We start from the raw sequence: 22606 nt of genomic DNA, 5'->3' as shown, positions 1-22606 counted from the left end.
ACGGCCCCGCCGCGAGAAGGAGCAATCGTGACCGGATCCACCCGCGCTCGTGCACTCGGCCTCACGCTCGCGGTCGCCGCCGCGCTGTTCGGCGCCGCGCCCGCCCACGCCGTGCCGGAGGCCGCCGCGCCCGGCACCGTCACCTCGACGGCCGCGCTGCCGCAGGATCTCTGGTACCCCGGAACCGCCCACGCGGAGAAGCTCACCTACTGGACCACCGGGGCGAACGGCGAGCCCGCGCTCAGCACCGGCACCGTCTTCCTGCCCGCCGGGCCGGCGCCCGAGGGTGGCTGGCCGGTGATCTCGTGGGCGCACGGCACCGTCGGACTCGGTGACGACTGCGCACCGTCGGTGGCGGGACCGGCCGCCCGCGACCGCGACTTCGCCTACCTGGGAACCTGGCTGTCCCAGGGCTACGCGATCGTCGCCAGCGACTACGCCGGCCTCGGCACACCCGGCACGATGCCCTACCTGGACGGCAAGGCCGAGGCCCACAGCGTCGTGGACATGGTCAAGGCCGGCCGCAACGCACAGCCCGGCCTGTCGAACAGGTGGGTGACCATCGGCCAGTCGCAGGGTGGCGGCGCCGCCATCACGACCGCGCGCCACGCCACCGAATTCGGCGGGCCCACGCTGGACTACCGCGGCGCGGTCGGGACCGGCGTGCCCGCCTACATCGAGAACATCGTCGCGCTCGCCGGGCCGGGGGTGCCGCCGGTCGCGCTGCCCGCAGGCCTCACCGCGTACGCGCTCTACATCCTCGCGGGCCTGAACGCCGCGCACCCCGAGGCGAGCATCCCGTCGCTGCTCAGCGACGAGGGCAGGTCATGGATGGCGAGGGCCGAGACCGAGTGCATCGGGCCGTTCGAGGAGTCGGTGCGCGGCCTGGTGCTCGGGTCGTTGTTCGTGAAGCCGCTCTCGTCGATCCCGAACGTGCACGGACTGCTCACCGACTACATGGGCATTCCCGAAACGGGCTACGACAAGCCGTTCTTCATCGGTCAGGGCCTGCGGGACACCGACATCATCATGCCCTCGACGCTGCAGCTCGGCGCCACGCTCGCCCGCAACGGGGAGCCGGTGACGTTCAAGACCTACCCGACCGACCACAGCGGCACCATGGCCGCGTCCCTGGCCGACACCGTGCCGTTCGTGCGGGACCTCTTCGACGGCACGCCGCCCGCACCGTCGTTCGGCAGCTGACCCTCCGGTCGGCGACCGCGGCGCACGGCCGGCGTCGCGGACGTCAGGCGGACGCCGCCGGTGTGACCCGAGGGACCTCGGCGCTGGTGGCCTTCGCGTCGAAGTAGTCGCCGCCCTTGCGGCGGCTGTCGTCGGTGCCCCAGTCCCGTGTCCGTGCCACCGGTGCCATCTGCGGTATGTGCTTGCGGCAGTGGATGTACGCCTCCTCCACGTCGACGACCACCCAGAGTTCGGGGGCGCGTCCGCCGGTGTGGTCTTCGGGAAGGTCGGGTACCTGTGCACGCAACGCCGGATCGTCGACGATGCGGGCCCGGCCGTTGACGTGCAGGCCGATGAGGTCGCGCACGAAGTCGATCATCAGGATGCCGACGTGGGGATTCTCCCGAATGTTGCCGAGGCTGGCCATCACCCCGTTGCCGCGGTACTCGGGATAGGCCAGGGTGTGCGCGTCGATGACATGGATGAATCCCGGTGCTCCAGCGCGAAACGACGAATCGCATTCCCCCCGCGCATCCGAGGTCGCGACGAACATCATCTCCTGGCGGCACGTGAACTCGATCATCTCCGGGTTCAGGTGTGCGAGGACCTGATCGGAATAGAACCGTGCCGCGCGTTCGACGGTGCCGTACTCGCGCTGCAGTTCATGTTCGCCGACACTCCCCACCGTGTCACGAATGGTCATGCAACTCCTCGGAACGCTCGGACCCCGCAGGCGCCGGGTGTGGACGCGACAACGCTAGCCGGGCCGTGGACCTGCCGCAGCGGTTCGTCCTTTGCCCACGACGCACGGCGTGTCCGCCGTCGACCTGGCCGTTTCTCGGCTATCGCGCCGTGACAGAATTTGCGTCGTGACCAAGCGAGAAACGGCCCCCGCACGCACCGCCGGACTGGGGTGGAGCCTGCACGGAGATGGCAAGACGATCACCGACGGAGCCGTTGTCGCGCCCGACGAACGACTCAGTTGGCCCCGAACGGTGGGCATCGGAATGCAGCACGTGATCGCCATGTTCGGGGCGACGCTGCTGGTGCCGACGATCACCGGGTTCCCGGTCACCACGACGCTTCTGTTCTCGGGCATCGGCACCGCGCTGTTCCTGCTGATCACCCGCGGACGGGTGCCCAGCTACCTGGGGTCGTCGTTCGCGTTCATCGCCCCGCTCACCGCCGCCGCCGCGGACGGGCCCGCCGCCCAGCTCGGAGCGGTCATGTCCGTCGGCGTGGTGCTGATGCTCGTCGGGCTGGCGGTGAAGCTCGCAGGAGCACGCGTGCTCGACGCGGTGATGCCGCCGATCGTGACCGGTGCCGTGGTCATGCTGATCGGCCTGAACCTGGCCCCGGCGGCGGTCGGGTCCTTCGAGGCCCAGCCGCTGATCGCCGCGGTCACGCTGGTCGCGGTCCTCGTCGTCACCGCGATCGGTCCCGGACTGCTCGGCAGGCTCGGCATTCTCGCGGGCGTGGTGATCGGCTGGGTGTTCGCCGCGGTCACCGGGGGCCTCGCGGAGGACAGGGTGGACGCGTTGCGGGAGGCGGCGTGGATCGGCGTTCCGCACCTGCACGGACCGGAATTCCGCTGGTCGGTGATCGCGCTCGCGTTGCCGGTCGTGATCGTCCTGATCGCCGAGAACGTCGGTCACGTCAAGGCGGTCTCCGCGATGACCGGACGCAACCTCGACTCGATCGCCGGTGACGCGTTGTTCGCGGACGGCCTCGCGACCACCCTCGCCGGGGCAGGCGGCGGATCGGGCACGACGACCTACGCCGAGAACATCGGCGTGATGGCCGCGACGCGCGTCTACTCGACCGCCGCGTACTGGGTCGCCGCGGCGACCGCGGTGGTCCTCGCGTTCTCGCCGAAGTTCGGTGCCCTGGTGTTCACCGTGCCCGACGGCGTGATCGGCGGCGCGACGCTGGTGCTGTACGGCCTGATCGGCATCCTCGGTGTGCGGATCTGGTCCGACGCGAAGGTCGACTTCACCGATCCGGTGAATCTGACGGTGGTGGCGGCCGCGCTGGTGGCCGGGATCGGCGACCTGACCCTGTCGATCGGGTCCGTCGAACTCGGTGGCATCGCCTGGGGTTCGGTGGGCATCCTCGTCGGCTACCCGCTGATGCGGGCGCTGGCCAGGTGGCGCCGCTGACGGCACCTCATCCGCGCACTCGGTCACCGGCGCGCCAGCGGCGCTGCGCCCGGAGCACACTGGACCAGTCGCGGTATCCGAGACGTTGGGCGATCTCGTGCCGCGGCACGGTGTGTTCGCGCAACAGGCTCTCGGCGACGTTGCGGCGGACCCCGTCGAGCAGTTCGCGGAACGACGTCCCTTCGTGCTCGAGGTACCTGCGCAGTGTCCGCGGTGCACAGTGCAACCGGAACGCCACGTCCTCGAGCGTCAGGTCCAGTGACGACCGGTCGAGCAGGTGTGCGCGCACCCGCGCGGCCACGCCTGTGTGGTGCAGTCGTTCGGCGCGGATCCGCTCGCACTGCGCGACCAGCAGTTGTGTGGTGTGGGTGTTCGCCATCGGTGGGACCTGGTCGAGATACGCCGCGTCCAGGACCACCTCGCTGCGTGGGTGCCCGAAGGTGACCGGCACGCGGAAGTAGTCGTCGTACACCGCGGTGGAGCCGGGTTCGTCTGTGGCGAGCCGGATCTCGCGCAGCGGCACCTGGTCGCGGCCGGGGAAGATGTCCCGGTGGATCTGCAGGACGGCGGCCATGTCGCGTTCGACGAGGAACCGCCGGATGTCCTCGGGCACGTCGTCCGCCTCGAGGGTCAGCACGTAGCGGTCGTCAGCGTCGATCCGGGCCGTCATCGTGGTGAAAGCGAACGTGAGCAGCGCGAAGTGGAGGCCGCGTTCGACGGTCTCGCGGGCGGACGCGGATGCGGTGAAGAGGAATCCGAGGTAGCCGTACGCGGTCAGGCGGTAGAGCCGGCCCAGTTCGACGCCGACGCCGGGCCGGTTGCCCATCGCGGCCACGAGGTTCCGGATCACCGCCACCTCCTGGCACGCCTCGACGAGGATTTCGGGGTCGGTGAGCGCCGCCGCATCGATTCGCGTGCCCCGCAGCAGCGTCTCGACCGGAATGCCCTTGGCGTGGGCCCATTCGCACATGATCGCGACGGACACCACGGTGCGTGGGTGGTCCCACGGGTCGGTGATGGCCGCGATCACCCTGTTCGAGGCCTGCGCCGGTTCCGGTGAGAGTTCGCGCCGGACGGCGGCCCCGGGGATCATTCCGCCAGTTTCACCGACCGTGGTCGCTCCGTCAACGAGGCCGAATCGGGGGTTGGTGGCCGGAACGGTCGCGTTGTGGCCTCGACTGTCCTGGCCGATTCGGAGTGCGCGCTCTACGGTGTCGAACAGGTGAGCCAAGTCACAATCGAACGGAGGCGTTGCATGAAGGTCAAGGCTGCGGTCGTCGAGGAAGTCGGTGCACCCTGGAAGATCTCCGAGGTCGAGTTGGGGGATCCGGTCGCCGGTGAGGTACAGGTGAGGCTCGCCGCATCGGGGCTGTGTCACTCGGACGCGCACGTGGTGGCCGGAAGCAGTCCGGTGCCGTTCATGCCCGTCCTCGGCGGCCACGAGGGTGCCGGTGTGGTCACCAAGGTCGGGCCGGGCGTCAGCGGGATCGAGGAGGGCGACCACGTCGTGCTCGCGTTCATCCCGGCGTGTGGCACCTGCCCGTCGTGCGCGACCGGTCTGCAGAACCTGTGCGACGAAGGCGCCGGGCTGCTGACCGGACAGTCCATCGCGGACAAGACCTTCCGCGTCACCAGGGACGGCCGGCCGGTGATCCAGATGTGCCTGCTCGGCACCTTCGCGCCCTACGTGACGGTCAGCCAGGCATCGGTCGTCAAGATCGAGAAGGACATCCCGCTGGAGACCGCGGCTCTCCTCGGGTGCGGCGTGTCAACCGGCTGGGGGTCGGCGACGGAGATCGGCAACACCCGACCCGGGGACACCGTGGTCGTGATGGGCGTCGGCGGTGTCGGCATCAACGCGGTCCAGGGCGCCAGGTTCGCCGGTGCACGCTTCGTGATCGCGATCGATCCCGTGGACTTCAAGCGCAAGAAGGCACTCGAGTTCGGGGCCACCCACACCTACGCCTCCGTCGCGGAAGCGGCCGCCGAGCTGCCCGAACTCACCTGGGGGGCAATGGCGCAGGTCTCGATCATCACCGTCGGTGAGATCAAGGGCGAACACATTCAGCAGGCTCTGAGCCTGACCGGGAAGGGCGGCCAGGTGGTCGTCACCGGCATGGGTGACTTCAGTCAGTCGACGGTCGATCTCAACCTGTTCGAGCTGACTCTGCTGCAGAAGCGTGTGCAGGGCGCGATCTTCGGCGGCGTCGGACCCCGCACCCAGATACCCAAGCTGCTCGACCTCTACCGCACGGGGCAGCTCAAGCTCGACGAACTCGTCACCACCCGGTACCGCCTCGAGGACATCAATCAGGGCTACCAGGACATGTTCGACGGCAAGAACCTGCGCGGCATCGTCGTCTACTCGGACGACGACCGCTGAGTCCGACGACCGCTGAGTCCGACGACCGCTGAGCTCGGCGACCACCGAGTTCCGATGAGGGCCGAGCCCCGATCGGCCGCCACCCCCAGTACAGACGCAGAGAAGCCGGAGCACCTCCCGATGCAGATCCACGACAAGAACTACATCGACGGCAAGTGGACCGTCTCGAGCGGAACGACGCGGATCCCCGTGACGAATCCGGCCGACGACGAGGTGATCGCCGAGGTCGTCGCGGGCACCAGCGACGACGTCGACGCCGCCGTCGCGGCCGCCCGGGCCGCGTTCCCGGCCTGGGCCGCGACGCCGGTGGCGCAGCGCGCCGATCTCCTCGCCGCCGTCGCCGGCAAGCTGATCGAGCGTGCGGAGGAGATAGCCCGCACGATCTCCACCGAGATGGGATGCCCGATCGCGGTGTCACGGGCGATTCAGATTCCGCTGCCGATCAACAGCTTCGCCGAGTCCGCGAACATCGTGCGCGACTACCGGTTCGAGAGCGAGTACCGCGGATCCACGATCGCCCGCGAACCGTTCGGTGTGCTCGGAGCGATCACGCCGTGGAACTATCCGCTGCACCAGATCGCGCTGAAGGCCGCGTACGGTCTCGCCGCCGGGAACACCGTCGTCGTCAAGCCCAGCGAGGTCACCCCGCTGTGCGCGATCATCCTCACCGAGATCATCGACGAGGTCGGCTTCCCCCCGGGTGTCTTCAACATCGTGTTCGGTTCGGGTGCCGAGGTCGGCGAGGCGATCGCCGCCCACGACGATGTCGACATCGTCAGCTTCACCGGGTCGACCCGGGCGGGGCGGCGCGTGTCCGAGGTGGCCGCCGGGAACCTCAAGAAGGTCTCGCTCGAACTCGGCGGCAAGAGCCCGAACGTCATCCTCGACGACACCGACCTCGCGACGGCCGTCCCGTCGTCCGTTCGGGCGATGATGATGAACTCGGGTCAGACGTGCACCGCGCTCACCCGCATGCTGGTGCCGCGCGACCGGCTCGCCGAGGTCGAGGCACTGGCGAAGGCGAGCGCCGAGGCGCTGCCGGTCGGGGACCCCGCGGACGAGGGGATCGCGGTCGGTCCGCTGTCCTCGCGTGCCCAGCAGCAGCGGGTGCTCGGCTACATCCGAACCGCGATCGACGAGGGCGCCCGCGTCGTGACCGGCGGTGCGACCGACACCGATGCGCCCGGTGCCTTCGTGCGGCCGACGGTGTTCTCGGACGTCACCCCGGACATGACGATCCACCGCGAGGAGATCTTCGGACCGGTGCTCGCGATCGAGGCGTACGACAGCGAGGAGGACGCGATCCGACTGGCCAACGACACCGACTACGGTCTGGCCGGAGCGGTCTGGTCCGGATCCCGGGAGCGCGCGGAGAAGGTGGCCCGCCGGATCCGTGCCGGACAGGTGCAGATCAACGACGGCGCCTTCAACGTCAACGCGCCGTTCGGTGGTTACAAGCAGTCCGGAAACGGCCGCGAGGCAGGTGTGTACGGGCTCGAGGAGTTCCTGGAGGTCAAGGCAATTCAGCGGTGACATGCGGCGGCCGCCGCCGGCGTCGGCCGGCGGCGGTGCACCGACTGCGTGAGACCTGCCGTGGAGTCGCGTTCGCGAGCCACCACGAGACGAACCCGTGTGGTGGGAGGCCGGTGGCACCAGGGTGCGAGAAGTGTCGTGTCGGTCACAGTTTCTGCTCGTTCGGGTCATCGACCCGCACCGGGTCGAGCCCTAGCCTGGGCGCATGGAACGCACTCTCTTCGAGCCCGAGCACGAACTCTTCCGCGAGTCCTACCGCAAATTCCTCGACCTCGAGGTCGCACCCCACCACGATGCGTGGGAGGAACAGAACATCGTCGACCGCGAGGTCTGGAAGAAGGCCGGCGAGCAGGGTTTCCTCGGCATGGCGGTGCCGGAGGAGTTCGGCGGCGGCGGGGTTCACGATTTCCGCTACAACGCCATCATCACCGAAGAGACCACTCGCCGCGGCTTCAGCGGAATCGGCTTCATGCTGCACAACGATGTCGTCGCGCCGTACCTGATGGACCTGACCACCGAGGAGCAGAAGCGACGCTGGCTGCCCGGGTTCTGTTCGGGTGAGATCATCACCGCGATCGCGATGACCGAGCCCGGTACCGGATCGGACCTGCAGGGCATCAAGACCCGTGCGGTCAAGGACGGCGACCACTGGATCCTGAACGGCTCCAAGACGTTCATCACCAACGGCATCAACGCCGACCTGGTCGTCGTCGTTGCGCAGACCGACCCGGAAAAGGGTGCGCAGGGGTTCTCCCTGCTGGTCGTCGAACGCGGCATGGACGGCTTCGAACGGGGCCGGAACCTCGACAAGATCGGTCTCAAGGCGCAGGACACCGCCGAGCTGAGCTTCACCGATGTGCGGGTGCCCGCGGCGAACCTGCTCGGCGAGGAGGGGATGGGTTTCATCTACCTGATGAAGAACCTGCCGCAGGAACGCCTCTCGATCGCCGTGGTTGCGGCGGCCGCAATGGAGTCGGTGCTCGAGTCGACGATCCAGTACTGCCGTGACCGGAAGGCGTTCGGAAAGTCGATCGGCAGTTTCCAGAACACCCGGTTCGAGCTCGCCGACCTAGCGACGCAAACCCAGATCGCCCGGGTCTTCGTGGACAAGTCCATCGAACTGCTCAACGAGGGCAAGCTCACCGTCCAGGAGGCCGCCATGGCCAAGTGGTGGACCACCGAGAAGCAGGTCGAGCTGATCGACCGCTGCCTGCAGCTGCACGGTGGCTACGGCTACATGCGGGAGTACCCGATCGCCAAGGCGTACATGGATTCCCGGGTGCAGACCATCTACGGCGGCACCACCGAGATCATGAAGGAGATCATCGGCCGGGGGCTCAACCTGTAGACCGCGAGACCTGTGTGAGGGGCACCATCGGGGCCGTGACGGACATTCGTCACGGCCCCGATGGCTTTCGGCCCACTCAGATCTTGCGCATCACCGTGACGACCTTGCCGAGGATCTGCGCGTCGTTGCCGGGAATCGGCTCGAACAGCTCGTTGTGTGGCATCAGCCACACCTCACCCTTGGTGCGCTTGAACGTCTTCACGGTCGCCTCGCCGTCGATCATTGCGGCGACGATGTCGCCGTTCTCCGCCACCGACTGCTGCCGCACGACGACCCAGTCGCCGTCACAGATCGCGGCGTCGATCATCGATTCGCCGACCACCTTGAGCAGGAACAGTGAGCCCTGGCCGACGAGTTCCCGGGGCAGGGGGAAGACGTCTTCGACCGCCTCCTCCGCGAGGATCGGCCCGCCCGCGGCGATGCGCCCGAGGACCGGCACGAAGGCCGGCTTCGGGGCCTCGGACTCGGACTCGGCACCCGCGGTGGACTGCTCGGACCCGGCCCGCTGGCCGGCGGCAGCCACCGGTTCGTCGAGGCCGCGTACGTCCACCGCGCGAGGACGATTCGGATCGCGGCGCAGGAAGCCCTTGCGTTCGAGGGTGCGCAACTGGTGGGCCACCGAGGACGTCGACGTCAACCCGACCGCGTCGCCGATCTCTCGGATGCTGGGCGGGTAGCCGCGTTCGCTGACCGACGAACGGATCACCTCCAGCACACGGCGCTGCCGGTCCGTTAGCCCCGCCGTCGGGTCGGGTCGGCCTGCGCTGGCCGCCGAACCTTCGCGGGAGCTGTCGTCCTTCATGGAGGGCCTCCTCGATGTCGTGCGCGTCGGTGTGTCCTGGTGGGCCCATGCGGTCGGGCCCGGTGCCGGTGGGTGCTGCCTGTGGAGCTGGTGGTGCCTGTGGTGCGCGTGGTGTGGCTGAGCGGGTCGGGTGTGACGCGTGGGCGTGTTGTGGCTTCTGACACGAATCTAGACGCAAATCCCGTGCTTATCAAACATCTGTTCGACATTCCCGCGAAGAATGCGGGACTTTGCCGGAGGCGCGTGGTAGAAATTCGAACATGCGTTCTTTCGAACGGGTGATCGAACGACATGTGGATTGTTCTGACGTATTGACCCAGAGGTACCTGGAGTACCAGACCAGAGGTACCTGAAGTTCCAGTCCAGAGGTGCCTGAAGTACCAGTTCAGGGGTACCTGGAGTACCAGGCAGACAGGCGGAGATTCTCATGAGCGTTGCGATTGACATCGACGGCGTTGCGGGCGGCGACCGGCCGGGGTCTCGCCGGTGGGAGGCGGGCACCCGCCGGGTGGCCGAGCGTTGGGAGGACGAGCGGGCACCGCGACCTCGGCACGGCACCCGGCGGTCCGTCGACACGCGTCGGCCGGGCGGTCGTCCGCTGGCGTACGGGGCGGCCAGGGTTCCGGTCTCCCGGGTCCCGCACGCCCGCACCGGGCAGGAGGTCGGGTGGGGTGCCATGGTGGTGGCCGCGCTGGCGGCGACCCTGGTGGTGTTCGGGTTCTTCGGTCTCGCGCAGTGGACGGCGGGCGACTCGGTGCCGGACCGGACCGAGGTGGTGCAGGTACGTGCCGGCGAGTCCCTCGGCGACGTGGCCGAGCGGGTGGTGCCGGGTGGAGCGGTCGAGCAGGTGGTGGCGCGAATCGCTGAACTGAACGCCTTGTCCGGGTCCGGCTTGCATCCGGGTCAGTCGCTGATCGTGCCGGTCTCGTCGGCGGGCTGAGGAGGGGAACCGCGCAGCCGAGAGCGAGGCGACGGTATTGTCGAACCTTGTTGGCCCCACCACATCCAGTGGATCGCACGGGCCCGGACTGCTGGGGACGCATGACTTCCTCGGGTTTCCCGGGTCGCGCGACCGCCGGCACGGTTCAGACGAAGGATTCGCCATGCATTGCCCGTTCTGCCGGCATCCCGATTCGCGCGTCGTCGACTCGCGGGAGGCGGACGAGGGGCAGGCGATCCGTCGTCGCCGGTCCTGCCCCGAGTGTGGGCGTCGGTTCACCACCGTCGAGACCGCGGTCATGTCCGTGGTCAAACGCAGTGGGGTGACCGAACCGTTCAGCCGTGAGAAGGTCGTTCGCGGTGTGCGGCGTGCCTGCCAGGGTCGCGACGTCGCAGACGACGCGCTCTATCAGTTGGCGCAGAAGGTCGAGGAAGCGGTGCGGGCCGGCGGGTCCGCGGAGATCCCGAGCAACGAGATCGGCCTCGCGATCCTGGGACCGCTACGCGACCTCGACGAGGTCGCGTATCTCCGGTTCGCGTCGGTGTACCGATCCTTCTCGTCCGCCGAGGATTTCGAGCGCGAGATCCAGGACCTGCGGGTGCACCGGGAGGAGTCCGCCCGGGCCGCGGCAGAGGGCCGGTCCGAGGCGGGGGCGTCGGAGAAGCAGGACGTCTCCTAGATCCGATTCCCGCGGATCGGGGTCGGGTGGAGTCGATTCGGATGCGCCCGGTGTTCGTCTCCCGGGCCGCCCTGCGTCGCCTACTTGCCGATCGCGGCCATCGCCTTGCGGATCCTCTTGTCCGACACCGGGTACGGCGTGCCCAGGGATTGCGCGAACAATCCCACCCGAAGTTCCTCGATCATCCAGCGGATCGCGTCGACGTCCGGATCGTGGTGCCGGCGCGGATCGAGGCGGGCGAGTAGCTTGCCGTACTCGTCGAACACGGCGTCCAGCACGGTGAGGTTCTGCCGGTCCCGCACTGCCGACCCGGGGAGGGCTTCGAGTCGCATGATCGCGGCGTCGAGGTAGCGGGGCAGCTCGCGTAGCCTCGTCGCCCCGGTGTCGGTGACGAATCCGGGGTACACCAGCGTGTCCAGTTGTTCTCGAACGTCGTCGGCGGCATCGCCCCGCGCGCCGTCGAGCAGGACCCGAAGCTGCTGTGCTCGTGACAGGATCGGGACGACGAGACGTACCAGGACCGCCACCTCGCGGGACAATTCGGCGCGCACTGCCCGCTGCAGGGTCTCGAAGCCCTCGGGGGTGCGGGGCGGTCCGCCGTGACGCTCGATCAGCGCGTCCACCGCACAGGTCCGACAGTCCTCGACCAGGGCGTCGACGCTGCCGTGCGGATTCTGACTCAGCGCCAGTCGATCCCGGGTGCCGAGTCCGCCGATCGCGGACTTCGTCGGGGTCGGGACCGCGGCGAGCAGCAGTGCCCGGGTGCCCTCCCGCATGGCGCGGCGCTGGGCAGCCGGGGTCGCAAGCACCCGAACGGCGACACCGCCGGCCTCGGGGACCAGTGCGGGATAGCCGACCACCTTCTGGCCACCGAGTGTGCGGGTGACGGTGTCCGGCACGGTTCCCAGGGTCTCCGATGTCCACACCGTGGCGGCGGCCCGTTCGGTGGTGGCGGCCGCCTTCGACACCGCCGCGGCGACGCGGGGTGCCTGACCGGCCCGCAGGTCGTCGAGGCTCTTGCTGCGGCCCAGGACCTTGCCGCCCGGGTCGACGGCGGCAAAGGTCATGCGCAGGTGGTCCGGAACGGCCGTGAGGTCGAAGTCCGCCGGGGTGATCGGGGCACCCGCCATCCGGGTCAGCTCCCTGGCGATCGCGACGGTCAACGGCTCGGTCCGGGGCTTGACCACGGACAGAGCCGCCCGCGCGTAGTCCGGTGCCGGGACGACGGTGCGGCGCAACGACTTCGGCAGCGTCTTGATCAACGCGGTGACCAGGTCCTCGCGCATGCCGGGCACCAGCCACTCGAACCCGACATTGCGTACCTGTGCGAGCAGCGCGACCGGAATGCGTGCCGTGACGCCGTCGTCCTCGGTTCCGGGTTCGAACTGGTAGGTCAGCGGGAACGAGATGTCACCCTGGCGCCAGGTGTTCGGGTAGTCGCCGCCCAGAACGGTGGTGGCCTCGGGGTTGACGACGTTCGCGGCGGTGAACGTCAGCAGGTCGGGGTCGTCCCGTCGCGCCTTCTTCCACCAGGTGTCGAAGTGCCGGGCGGACACCGCTTCCGAGCTGATGCGCTGGTCGTAGAACTCGAACAGCGCCTCGTCGTCGACGAGGATGTCGCGCCGGCGGGCCCTGGTCTCCATCTCCTCGACGTCGTCCAGCAGGGCGCGGTTGGCATGGAAGAACTTGTGCTGCGTCTGCCACTCGCCCTGTACCAGCGCGTGCCGGATGAACAGTTCGCGGGACGCCTCGGGGTCGATCGCCGAGTAGGTGACCGCGCGCTTGGCGACCAGCGGGATGCCGTACAGGGTGACCCGCTCGTACGCCATGGCGCAGGCCCGTTTCGTGGACCAGTGCGGCTCGGAGTACGTGCGCTTGACCAGGTGCGGGGCCATCTTCTCGGCCCATTCCGGCTCGATGCCCGCGGCCATCCGCCCCCACAGGCGTGACGTCTCGACCAGTTCGGCGGCCATCACCCAGCGCGGGGGCTTCTTGAACAGCGACGAGCCCGGGAAGATCGCGAACCGGGCGCCGCGGGCACCGAGGAAGTCCTTCTTCTCGCCCTCTCGCAACCCGATGTGCGAGAGGAGTCCCGCGAGCAGCGCCTGGTGCACGGAGTCGGGGGAGGCTTCCGTGTCGGCGACGGACCAGCCGAGGGAGCGGGTGATCTGCGACAGCTGACCGTGCAGGTCCTGCCACTCCCGAATCCGGAGCCAGTGCAGGTACTCGGCCTTGCACATCTTCCGGAACTGGTTGGAGGAGAGCTCTCTGCGTTGGGTGCGCAGGTACTCCCACAGCTTCGTGTACGCCAGGAAGTCCGAGCCGGCGACCGTGAACCGGGCGTGCTTCTCGTCCGCGGCCTGCTGGTGCTCGGCCGGGCGTTCGCGCACGTCCTGGATCGACAGCGCCGAGACGATCACCAGCATCTCGCGCAGGCAGCCGGTGTGGTTGGCCTGCGCGAGCATCCGAGCCATGCGCGGGTCGACCGGGATCTGCGCCAGCTCGCGTCCGACCGGCGTGAGTTCGGCGGGCGCGTCCTTGCGGGCCGGCACCAGGGCGCCCAGTTCCTCGAGCAGCGCGACACCGTCGCGCACGGCCCGCGGATCGGGCTTCTCGACGAACGGGAACGCCTCGATGTCGCCGAGTCCGAGTGCCGTCATCTGCAGCACGACCGACGCCAGGTTGGTGCGCAGGATCTCCGGTTCGGTGAATTCGGGGCGGGACTCGAAGTCCTCCTCCGAGTACAGCCGGATGCAGATGCCGTCCGCGACACGGCCGCAGCGTCCGGCCCGCTGCCGGGCTGACGCCTGCGAGATCTCCTCGATCGGCAGCCGCTGCACCTTGGTGCGCACCGAGTACCGGGAGATGCGGGCGGTTCCCGGATCGACGACGTAGCGGATGCCGGGCACCGTCAGCGACGTCTCGGCGACGTTGGTGGACAGGACGACTCGTCGCCCGCTGTGCTTCTCGAACACCCGGTGTTGCTCGGCGGCGGACAGTCGTGCGTACAGCGGCAGGATGTCCAGGCCGCGGATCCTCCGATCCCGCAACGCGTCCGCGGTGTCGCGGATCTCCCGCTCGCCGGACAGGAACACCAGGATGTCGCCGTCGCCCTCGGCCATCAGCTCCTCGACGGCCTCGCCGACCGCGTCCACCGGATCCCGGTCAATCGTCTGCTCGCCGACGTGCACGGTCAGCGGGCGGTACCGCATCTCGACGGGAAAGGTTCGGCCGGAGACCTCGACGATCGGCGCGGGCACCCCGTCGACCGCGAAGTGCTCCGCGAACCGCTCCGGGTCAATCGTCGCCGAGGTGATGATCACCTTGAGGTCGGGACGGCGGGGGAGCAGTTGCTTGAGGTAGCCGAGGATGAAGTCGATGTTCAGGCTGCGTTCGTGCGCCTCGTCGATGATCAGCGTGTCGTATCGGCGCAGCAGCCGGTCACGCTGGATCTCGGCGAGCAGGATGCCGTCGGTCATCAGTTTGACGAGCGTGCCGTCGGACACCTGGTCGGTGAACCGGACGGTGTAGCCGACCGCGTCCCCGAGCTCGGTGTCCAGTTCCTCCGCGATCCGCTCGGCGACCGTGCGGGCGGCGAGGCGGCGAGGTTGGGTGTGCCCGATCAGGCCGCGGATGCCGCGGCCGAGATCGAGACAGATCTTCGGAATCTGGGTGGTCTTGCCGGAGCCCGTCTCGCCGGCGACGATCACGACCTGGTGCGCCTCGATGGCGGCGGCGATGTCGTCGCGGCGGGCACTGACGGGCAGTGCCTCCGGATAGCTGGTCCGCGGGACACGGGAGCGACGGGTGGCGATCCTTGCCCGGGCGGTGGCGAGCTCGGTGGCGACCGCGTCGAGTTGCTCGGCCGAGCGGGCGCGATCGAGACGCCGCCGCAGGCGGTACTCGTCACGGAGGGTCAGGTCGCCCAGCTGTCGCTTGATGTCGCGACGGGAGGGGCCGGGCTGCGCGGCAGGAGATGTGGTGGACATGCTCAGGCCAGGGTATCGAAGCCGAGGCCGTCGATCCCGCGTGGCGTCGAGTCGATCCGGCCGCGTGTCCGCCGCGCGTGCGACTATCTGGCCATGAGTGCAGACCTTCAGGCCACCGCCGGGACGCACCCGGTCGCTCGCGTGCTGCGCCTGGCCTTCGCCGCGCTGGGGCTTCTCGCCCTGATATGGATTCCCTTGAACAGTGGCGACGACTTCAGTTGGTTCAACTACTTCAGCTACTTCACCGTGCTGAGCAACGTGCTCGCGGTGGTCGTGCTGCTGATCGGCGCGGCGGCGGATCCGCCCGGCCGCGCCTGGCAGTCGTTCCGGGGTGCGGTCACCGTCTACATGGTCATCACCGGAATCGTGTACGCGATCCTGCTCTCGAACATCGACGTCGGCATGCAGGGTCAGTGGACCAACGACATCGTGCATCGGGTGCTGCCGTTGGTACTGATCGTGGATTGGGTGGTCGACCCGCCGCGGATGCGGATCAGTGACGGCCAGGCGATGACGTGGCTGTGGTTCCCGGTCCTGTACGGCGTGTACACGCTCGTGCGCGGCCCGATCGCCGACTGGTACCCGTATCAGTTCATCGATCCCCGGACACAGGGCTATCTGCAGATGACGATCGGGTTGGTGGTCCTGATCGGAGCCTTCGTGCTGATCTGTCTGGCCGTGAATGTCGCCGGGCGCGCCGCCCGCCGGTGGCGATACGGTGAGGGCACACACGAGGCACCCGGCACCGGTGTCGAGAGGAAGGTCGAGGAATGAGCGGTTCGCTCTGGCACGGTTTCGCCGACATGGGCGCGGTTCAACGCGACGGCGCGTTCGTCGTCAGTCGTGGTGAGGGCGCGTACATCTGGGACGAGAACGGCACCCGCTACCTGGACGCGACCGCGGGACTGTGGTTCACCAACGTCGGGCACGGGCGCACGGAGATCGCGGACGCGGTCGCGAAGCAGCTGTCGACGGTGGCGCACTTCTCGAACTTCGGGGACTTCGCGCCGGAGACGACGGTCGCGCTCGCGGACAAGCTCGCCGAGATCGCCCCGGTGCCCGGCAGCAAGATCTTCTTCACCTCCGGCGGATCCGACTCGGTGGACACCGCTGCGAAGCTGGCCCGCCGCTACTGGAACGAGGTCGGCAAGCCGGGCAAGCGGATCGTCGTCGGCCGGCAGAAGGCCTACCACGGCATGCACGTCGCCGGCACCGCGCTCGCCGGGATCCCGGTGAACCGGGAAGGGTACGGCGAGCTGATGCCCGACACCCGAACGGTGGAGTGGGACAACGCCAAGAGCCTGCTGGAGCTGATCGAGCGGGAGGGCGCGGAGGCCATCGCGGCGTTCTTCTGTGAGCCGATCATCGGCGCAGGCGGGATCTACCTGCCGCCGGAGGGCTATCTCGCCGAGGTCCGCGAGATCTGCCGCGACCACGACATCCTGTTCGTGGTCGACGAGGTGGTCACCGGATTCGGCCGGATCGGCGGATCCTGGTTCGCGTCCACCCGATTCGACCTGCAGCCGGACATGATCACCACGGCGAAGGGCCTGACGTCGGGCTACGTCCCGATGGGTGCGGTGTTCATCGCTCCGCGCGTCGCCGAGCCGTTCTTCGCCGGCGGGGTGTGGTGGCGGCACGGCTACACGTACGGCGGCCACGCCGGTGCGGCCGCTGCCGCGCTGGCCAATCTCGAGATCATCGAGCGGGAGAACCTGCTCGCTGAATCGGCGCGCCTGGAACGGTCGCTGCACGAGCACCTGGCTCCGCTCGCCGACCATCCGCGCGTGCAGGAGGTGCGCAGCGGACTCGGCGCCGTAGCCGCCGTCCAGCTGGCGGACCCGGCGGAGGCGCTGCCGTTCGTGAAAACTCTTCGCGAACACGGCATCTCGGGCCGCGCGGCCGGAGTGGGGGCGATGCAGTTCTCGCCCTCGTTCGTGATGAGCGACGAGCAGGTCGCCGAGATGGCGGCCGGGGTCCGCGCCGCGCTGGGTTAGGACGCAAGTCTGACGATTCGAGTGTCCGGGTGGCAGAACCGGCATTCGAGGACATTGCGGCCGCGGTGGTCGGCGGGGTCGAATGCCGGTGGTCGGCCGCCGTGTGAGCCGCGGCGGCGACGGTGCCAGGCGTGGACCTTTCGGCGATGACCGCGTCGATCCCGCGGCGCCGCAGCAACTCCCGACTGGCGCGGGCTCGCTTCGGTGGCGTTCCCGCGCATGCAGGCTCCGGGTTGAGTTCCGTGCCGGACCCCGGCCAACCGGTTGATGGGGCGGCCCTTGACGACCGCTTAGTGCTGTAGCGGCATTACCGGCCTCCACTGTGGCGGGTCTGCTGTTCTCGGATGAGGTGTTACGGCGTGAGTCGTGCGAGGACGGTCGCCTCCAGCGGCGGGTGGAATCGGCGGCGATGCTGGTCGCGGCCGCGATTTCGGGGTGGTCGAACCCCGTTGTGCCGTAACGAGATCGGGTGGCCCGTACGGCATCGGGGTGGTCGCGGCCTGCGGGGTGTAGTCGAGGTCGCGGAGCACGATCACCGATGCCTCGGCCGACGGTGTGGCCGGTGGAGCGGTGCGGTCGCCGACGGGCAGCGTCGCGGGCTCGACGGCCAGCCGATACCACGCGTACGCCCCGACGTGTCATGTTCGTCCTCGTCCCTGAGGGTGAACAGGTTCCCGGGAAGTAGAGCAGATTCGATATCGGGTGCGGTGAGCAGATCCACGCTGCCCAGGTCGGTGTCGACGCGCACTCGCAGCGCCACGCGCCCCATCCATGTGGTCGGGCCCTCGGCGGAGTCGGAGTGACACTGTCAACTCGAGTCCATGTGGACAACCCACTAACCACATGAGGCTCTTGCTTCACACATGGCCTGTTGCATCGCGCAGGTGTACCGGCGGCGACTATCGCCCTCGGATTGCTCGAGTTGACAGTGCCCTCACAACAGGGCCACTACCGCCCCGATGGCTCCGACGGCCTTGCCCACGCCGTCGATGAGTGAACTGATGTCAAGGTTCGCCGAGGCCGCCCACCGCCATCGGTATCCCTGCGCGTTGAACGCGGGCCAGGCGTTCCTGAGTGCAGGGTTGGTGCCGCTGACGTTCCAATCGAAGTCCCGTGAGCCTGGCTCGAACGTGCCGTGCACACGGCCACTCGCCGGCATCACGAATGAGGGATGTCCGGAGCCGGTCGTCAAAACCCAAGCAACCGAAACGGTGTAACTCGTGGCTCCTGAAACATGCAGGTGACCGCTGTAGTTATAGCTGCCATCGGGATACACGACCATTTGGGTCCATCCGCCGACGGGAACGCCTCCACCGAACGCGATCCGACCAGACCCGCCGATTTGGGTGAAGCCCCGTATCTCCGCAGCTGGCATTGGAGAGCCATTGGTGGCCAACGTTTCCCAATCCACGCTGTCCAACTCGGCCCCTTCGGTTTCCACTTTGTCTTTGATCCGATCTGGGTCCGGCGTCGCCGCGGGCGCGGCCAAGTCCGCCCCGGTGATGATCGGACCGGAGCCGGGTCGGGGGGCAGTGCTCGCTTCGTGGGCAGATACCTCCCCGACATCCACATACTGATCGGTGGCACCTTCGGTGACGTGGGACACAGACATGTCTTTTCCTTCCGATAAGGATGGCAAACGATTTGCCATCTCGTTCCCCTGAACGGAATCCGGTCGGGACAGCTGGCCGGCGACGGGGAAAACCCTGGACTTGAAATTTGGCCGATTGCTGCGGGCGATAGCCGCAGTGTCGGTGAACGCCAACCTGGAGAGGAACCCGACCCGGATACCCCTGCCGTCCGGATGCTCTGATCCGCCTCCGCGGTGGCAGAACCGAACCGCCCGCTCGGCAGGTACAGGTTCTCCGGATTCCGGATCGCTGCGTAACCATCAGGGCACTGCCAGCTTGAGGTCGTATGGACATCCGTTAACCACATGAACCACATACGTCACACGCGAACTGGTGCATCACGGAGGTGAAACCGACGAAAATCGCCCTCGGATTGCTCAAGTTGACAGTGCCTCGGCGTGGGTGGGCAACCATCGCGGGGGGCATTCCGGTCGAGTTCGACTTCCCACATGAGCTGTCGCCGTTCTCGTCGGAGGGTGGTCCGCCGGGTGCGCCTCGGTTTGCGCTGCCGGTCATTCGGTCTTGATGGTGATTTTCACGTTGCGGCCTACTTCGATGGTCACCGACGACGACGGCGTCTCCGTATTTCGGTCCTCGTCCTGGTCGCCGCCGCCGATTCCTGGCACGACCGCGGTGTACGCCTCGTACGCATCGTTGGTGATGTACTGATACGGGATGGTCCCGTAACCCCGCCCGTACGGCGACTGCGAGGCCCAAGTGGTGCCCCAGCTGTTCCGAACGATGAAATAGCCCCCGCCCGGACTGCTCGCCGTTTCCTGGTAGCCGACCAGACACACTGCGTGCCCACCGGCCACCGGTTCGTTGCCGATTCTCATGGTGATGCGGCCAGACCGGCGGGTTTCGGCGGACTGATACCAGCTGTTGTACACCGGGAACGACAGCGTCACCGGCCGCTGCCGGGCGAGTTGCGTCTTGTACTCGGCGACATTGCGCGACGGGACGGCGACCGTCGCCAACCGGTGGCCGAGTCCGTCGGACCGGGCTGCCGCCGGACGCGAACCATGGTTGTTGCAGGGGGGGTTCGGATTGTACGGCCACACCTGTTCCCTGCACTGGCCGCTTGTCTGCAGGGCCGTCACTGCCCGGTTCTGCCAGGTGCCGCAGGTATCGGCGGACCCGTCGATCAACTTGATCTCGTAGTACAGGTGTTGCTCGGACAGGTCCCGGACAAGCCCCCGTCGGTGGAGGACGTACTCGTTCAGCGCGGTCAACGTGAACGACACGCAGGTACCACGTGACGCTTGGCTACGGATCGCCGGCAGGTACGGGATCAGATTCACCGCTGGAGGCAGGGCAACCGGCTCTGCCTCCACGGCTTCCTCGGGAACCGTCGCCTCGGCCGCGGCGATCATCTCGTCCGTGGGGAGTAGCGCTCCGAGTGCGAGGTCAGGTTCCGCCGGCCGGCCGACCAGTTCTGCCCGATCAGGAGGAAGTGCCTCCACTGCGGAGTGCAGCCATTCCTGGAACGTCTGGTCGTCGAGCCCGAGTACATTCCGGAACTCCTCGGACACATCGGGAACCGCCGCAGCTGCGACTACTTGCTCCGCATCCGTCAGGCCTAGTTCGGCGAGGGCTGCGTCGATCGGATCGGCCACGATCACAGCCTCGGGGCGAGCCGGTACGGCGGTCAGCAGATGGCCTCCGAACGCCGAGATCTCGACGAGACCATTCGTCCCCCCGGTGGCAGCACCGGCCTCGGCCTTACTCTTTCGGGCCATGAGATTCACCCCTCCTGGTGTAGGGAGAAATGCTTGATTTTCGCTTGATTTTCGTGCGGTTCACGGAGGTCGAAATACCCGCATGGTTATTGCCCGAGAATTCGCTGAACGTGCGGTTCAGGGACTTTCGTCGTCTTCCTGCCTTGGAGGCAGGACCCCCGTTCCGTAATCGGAAGTGTCCGCGGGGGCGGACAATTCGATTTGCTCGTTCGCCGGAAGGCGTGCGCGGGCCGCCTCAACCAGGGCGCGGGCCTCCTCCGGGTCCACCTGCAACTGCTCTACGATCGACCGGAATCCGTTGTCCGTCGCAGCGAGGGCGACCACCTGTTGAGCGGTGGTGACCCATACGGCCTGCATCCTTCCGACCACATCATCGGTCCAGCCGTCCACCGACTCGAGTGGAATATTCGAGATTGCGCTCACCTTCCTTCTCCGATGGAACGTGTGGTGGATTAATGTTCCCGAATCCAGAGATGTGCGTGCTGTGTGGTGGATCCGCGCGCGTGCTTTTAGTATCTCCACCCACCGGGTGGCAGACGCGAGTAGTCGACTACTCGTTTTCCGCCTTTCCCGATCGGGAGTGCGCGAAGGGAGCGCCTGGCAGGTCTGACCTTTTCACGTCCACGCGATGACCGTTGACGACGACCGCTGCACGGAAGACGACGGCGAGCTTGTCACAGCTGGTGGCCAGACCGCGCCAGCGTTTCAGGTGGTGGAACCGGTGTTCGAGGACATCGCGGCCGCGGTGGTCGACAGGGTCGAATGCTGGTTGGGCAGCTCGATCCGCGGGTTCGTGTAGAACCCCCAGTCTGGCGGGTGACGTTGGTGCGCGCGGGCGTTCCTCGAGTCTACCGAGACAGCTCGGTCGATCATCCCAACAGCGTCCGCCACCGCGAGAAGACGTTCCAGGGCCCGATCTTAGGTGCCGTCATCTGCGAGGCGGCGGTGCGAGGTCCAGATGGTCTGCCACGGACCGACCACCGCAGGGATGTCGCGCCAGGCGATCCCGCACCGGTAGCGGTCACGATGCCCTCGGTCATCGCCCTCGATCGAGAGCGGGCGCCCACGTCGTGAAACCGCGTCACCCGAACAGCGTCGCACGAGCGCGTCAGCGCCCGCGGCGGCGGAACATGGCCGTGAGGCGTTGGCGCAGAGTGGGTTTGACCGGTGCGAGGTCGACCTTGGGGCGCTGCTCGGCGTCGGAGGTCGCCTGCGCGTACCGGGTGTGCAGCTGTGCCCGGACCTCGTCGGGGGTGTATGCGCGCCGCTTGCGTTCGGAGCGCACGGTGAGTGCCCCGGTCGCGGCGACGCCCACGACACCGGCGAGACCGACGACCTTCCACAGGTGCCTTGGTTGCAGTCGCATCGCTCTAACCTAGGGGGATGAGTCGGCGAATGCACGAATCCCAGGTGAGCCTCGACGTGGCGGTGGATGCCACCCGCACCGGGGACATCTGGATCTTCCGGGGGCAGTCCGGCGCCGACCGTGCGATCCAGACGCTGACCAACAGTCCGGTCAATCACGTGGGCATGTCGGTGGTCCTCGACGACATGCCGCCGCTGATGTGGCACGCCGAGCTGGGGCACTCGCTGCAGGACATGTGGACGGGGCGATACCAGCGCGGGGTGCAGCTGCACGACCTCCGGGCGGCGGTGCAGGTGTGGGGCGCGAAGTACGGCCAGCGTGGATGGCTGCGGCAGCTGGAGTTGCCGGTGACCCGGGACCAGGAGGACGAGCTGTTGCGCGTCATCGCCCGACTCAACGGTGCCCCGTTCCCTTCCACCGCGAAGCTCGCCTCGCGGTGGTTCGGTGGCAGGCTGCCCGTGCTGCGTAGGCGGAGGCAGGAGCAGATGGCCGGGCTCGAGAGCGCGTACTGCGCCGAGGTCGTCGCGCAGACCTACGAGTCGATGGGACTGCTGACCGGTCGCCGCAAGACCAACTGGTACGACCCCGGGAAGTTCTGGAGTGGGGACCGGTTGCCGCTTGCCGACGGGGTGCGGCTGGGGGACGAGATCGCGGTTCTGCTCAGTGCGGCGGATCTGGCGGCCGGGCGCGCGCCGAAAGCCTGATCCGACCCGGCCGGCCGACGCGGGCCCACCGGACGCGGCGGCCCGATCGGCCCGATCAGCCGGAAATGTCGGGAGTTCGACAGTCGCCCGGGCGTGATTCTTACGCCGGATTTCGATGTCGAACCCGACTCATTCTGTGACCGGCGCCACTGTT

Annotated in this window: 19 protein-coding genes; 11 read left to right on the top strand and 8 right to left on the bottom strand. The window is 68.0% G+C overall.

The window, feature by feature from the left end; translation table 11 throughout:
- The first annotated feature begins 24 nt into the window (after positions 1-24).
- Positions 25-1203: an alpha/beta hydrolase gene (locus ACWEPG_RS17100; RefSeq protein WP_450114386.1), complete on the top strand. Its 1179-nt coding sequence runs from the start codon at positions 25-27 to the stop codon at positions 1201-1203.
- Positions 1204-1246: 43 nt separating this feature from the next.
- Here the strand turns inward: ACWEPG_RS17100 and ACWEPG_RS17095 are convergent, their stop codons facing one another.
- Positions 1247-1885, bottom strand: a complete 639-nt coding sequence (locus tag ACWEPG_RS17095; RefSeq protein WP_450114338.1) for a pyridoxamine 5'-phosphate oxidase family protein — start codon at positions 1883-1885, stop codon at positions 1247-1249.
- Between the two features lie 166 nt (positions 1886-2051).
- Here ACWEPG_RS17095 and ACWEPG_RS17090 point away from each other — a divergent pair, with 166 nt between their 5' ends.
- Positions 2052-3341: a uracil-xanthine permease family protein gene (locus tag ACWEPG_RS17090; protein ID WP_450114339.1), complete on the top strand. Its 1290-nt coding sequence runs from the start codon at positions 2052-2054 to the stop codon at positions 3339-3341.
- A gap of 7 nt (positions 3342-3348) precedes the next feature.
- Here ACWEPG_RS17090 and ACWEPG_RS17085 read toward each other — a convergent pair whose 3' ends face one another.
- The gene (locus ACWEPG_RS17085) at positions 3349-4434 is read right to left on the bottom strand and encodes an AraC family transcriptional regulator ligand-binding domain-containing protein (RefSeq protein WP_450114340.1); all 1086 of its coding nucleotides are present in this window, start codon (positions 4432-4434) and stop codon (positions 3349-3351) included.
- A 162-nt stretch (positions 4435-4596) separates the two neighbouring features.
- On the opposite strand from ACWEPG_RS17085, the gene ACWEPG_RS17080 reads away from it, so the two are divergent.
- The 3 genes from ACWEPG_RS17080 (at position 4597) to ACWEPG_RS17070 (ending at position 8605) form a co-directional block, all read left to right on the top strand.
- A complete protein-coding gene (locus ACWEPG_RS17080) occupies positions 4597-5724 on the top strand; it encodes an NDMA-dependent alcohol dehydrogenase (RefSeq protein WP_450114341.1) in 1128 nt (375 codons plus the stop codon).
- A 120-nt stretch (positions 5725-5844) separates the two neighbouring features.
- Positions 5845-7257 (top strand): aldehyde dehydrogenase family protein, encoded by a 1413-nt coding sequence (locus ACWEPG_RS17075; RefSeq protein ID WP_450114342.1) that lies wholly within the window; start codon positions 5845-5847, stop codon positions 7255-7257.
- Positions 7258-7462: 205 nt separating this feature from the next.
- Positions 7463-8605: an acyl-CoA dehydrogenase family protein gene (locus tag ACWEPG_RS17070; protein WP_450114343.1), complete on the top strand. Its 1143-nt coding sequence runs from the start codon at positions 7463-7465 to the stop codon at positions 8603-8605.
- 76 nt (positions 8606-8681) lie between these two features.
- Here ACWEPG_RS17070 and lexA read toward each other — a convergent pair whose 3' ends face one another.
- Positions 8682-9407 (bottom strand): transcriptional repressor LexA, encoded by a 726-nt coding sequence (gene lexA / locus ACWEPG_RS17065; protein WP_450114344.1) that lies wholly within the window; start codon positions 9405-9407, stop codon positions 8682-8684.
- Positions 9408-9834: 427 nt separating this feature from the next.
- Here lexA and ACWEPG_RS17060 point away from each other — a divergent pair, with 427 nt between their 5' ends.
- Positions 9835-10347 carry a LysM peptidoglycan-binding domain-containing protein gene (locus ACWEPG_RS17060; RefSeq protein ID WP_450114345.1) on the top strand — a complete coding sequence of 171 codons (513 nt, stop codon included), beginning with the start codon at positions 9835-9837 and terminating at the stop codon, positions 10345-10347.
- 163 nt (positions 10348-10510) lie between these two features.
- Entirely contained in the window at positions 10511-11026 is a 516-nt protein-coding gene (gene nrdR / locus ACWEPG_RS17055) for a transcriptional regulator NrdR (RefSeq protein ID WP_450114346.1), read from the top strand.
- Positions 11027-11106: 80 nt separating this feature from the next.
- On the opposite strand, the gene hrpA is transcribed toward nrdR, so the two are convergent.
- A complete protein-coding gene (hrpA, locus tag ACWEPG_RS17050; RefSeq protein ID WP_450114347.1) occupies positions 11107-15015 on the bottom strand; it encodes an ATP-dependent RNA helicase HrpA in 3909 nt (1302 codons plus the stop codon).
- Positions 15016-15108: 93 nt separating this feature from the next.
- Between hrpA and ACWEPG_RS17045 the strand changes: the two genes are divergently transcribed.
- Complete coding sequence (locus tag ACWEPG_RS17045; protein ID WP_452594837.1) at positions 15109-15789, top strand: Pr6Pr family membrane protein; 681 nt, start codon at positions 15109-15111, stop codon at positions 15787-15789.
- Positions 15786-17012, top strand: a complete 1227-nt coding sequence (locus tag ACWEPG_RS17040; protein ID WP_450114349.1) for an aminotransferase family protein — start codon at positions 15786-15788, stop codon at positions 17010-17012. The genes ACWEPG_RS17045 and ACWEPG_RS17040 overlap by 4 nt, the downstream gene beginning before the upstream one ends.
- Before the next feature lie 934 nt (positions 17013-17946).
- Here ACWEPG_RS17040 and ACWEPG_RS17035 read toward each other — a convergent pair.
- From ACWEPG_RS17035 to ACWEPG_RS17025, 3 genes are all read right to left on the bottom strand, one after another.
- Positions 17947-18624 carry a hypothetical protein gene (locus tag ACWEPG_RS17035; protein ID WP_450114350.1) on the bottom strand — a complete coding sequence of 226 codons (678 nt, stop codon included), beginning with the start codon at positions 18622-18624 and terminating at the stop codon, positions 17947-17949.
- Between the two features lie 531 nt (positions 18625-19155).
- Positions 19156-20382 (bottom strand): C1 family peptidase, encoded by a 1227-nt coding sequence (locus tag ACWEPG_RS17030; protein WP_450114387.1) that lies wholly within the window; start codon positions 20380-20382, stop codon positions 19156-19158.
- Positions 20383-20499: 117 nt separating this feature from the next.
- A complete protein-coding gene (locus ACWEPG_RS17025; protein WP_450114351.1) occupies positions 20500-20805 on the bottom strand; it encodes a hypothetical protein in 306 nt (101 codons plus the stop codon).
- A 205-nt stretch (positions 20806-21010) separates the two neighbouring features.
- On the opposite strand from ACWEPG_RS17025, the gene ACWEPG_RS17020 reads away from it, so the two are divergent.
- Positions 21011-21181 carry a hypothetical protein gene (locus ACWEPG_RS17020; protein ID WP_450114352.1) on the top strand — a complete coding sequence of 57 codons (171 nt, stop codon included), beginning with the start codon at positions 21011-21013 and terminating at the stop codon, positions 21179-21181.
- A gap of 309 nt (positions 21182-21490) precedes the next feature.
- On the opposite strand, the gene ACWEPG_RS17015 is transcribed toward ACWEPG_RS17020, so the two are convergent.
- A complete protein-coding gene (locus ACWEPG_RS17015) occupies positions 21491-21748 on the bottom strand; it encodes a hypothetical protein (protein ID WP_450114353.1) in 258 nt (85 codons plus the stop codon).
- Positions 21749-21765: 17 nt separating this feature from the next.
- Here ACWEPG_RS17015 and ACWEPG_RS17010 point away from each other — a divergent pair, with 17 nt between their 5' ends.
- Positions 21766-22452 carry a hypothetical protein gene (locus ACWEPG_RS17010; protein ID WP_450114354.1) on the top strand — a complete coding sequence of 229 codons (687 nt, stop codon included), beginning with the start codon at positions 21766-21768 and terminating at the stop codon, positions 22450-22452.
- The last annotated feature ends 154 nt before the right edge of the window (positions 22453-22606 follow it).

It is taken from the genome of Rhodococcus sp. NPDC004095, assembly GCF_053604015.1.
Note: the sequence above shows the minus strand (reverse complement) of the source record. Positions and strands in the feature narration are given on the sequence as shown.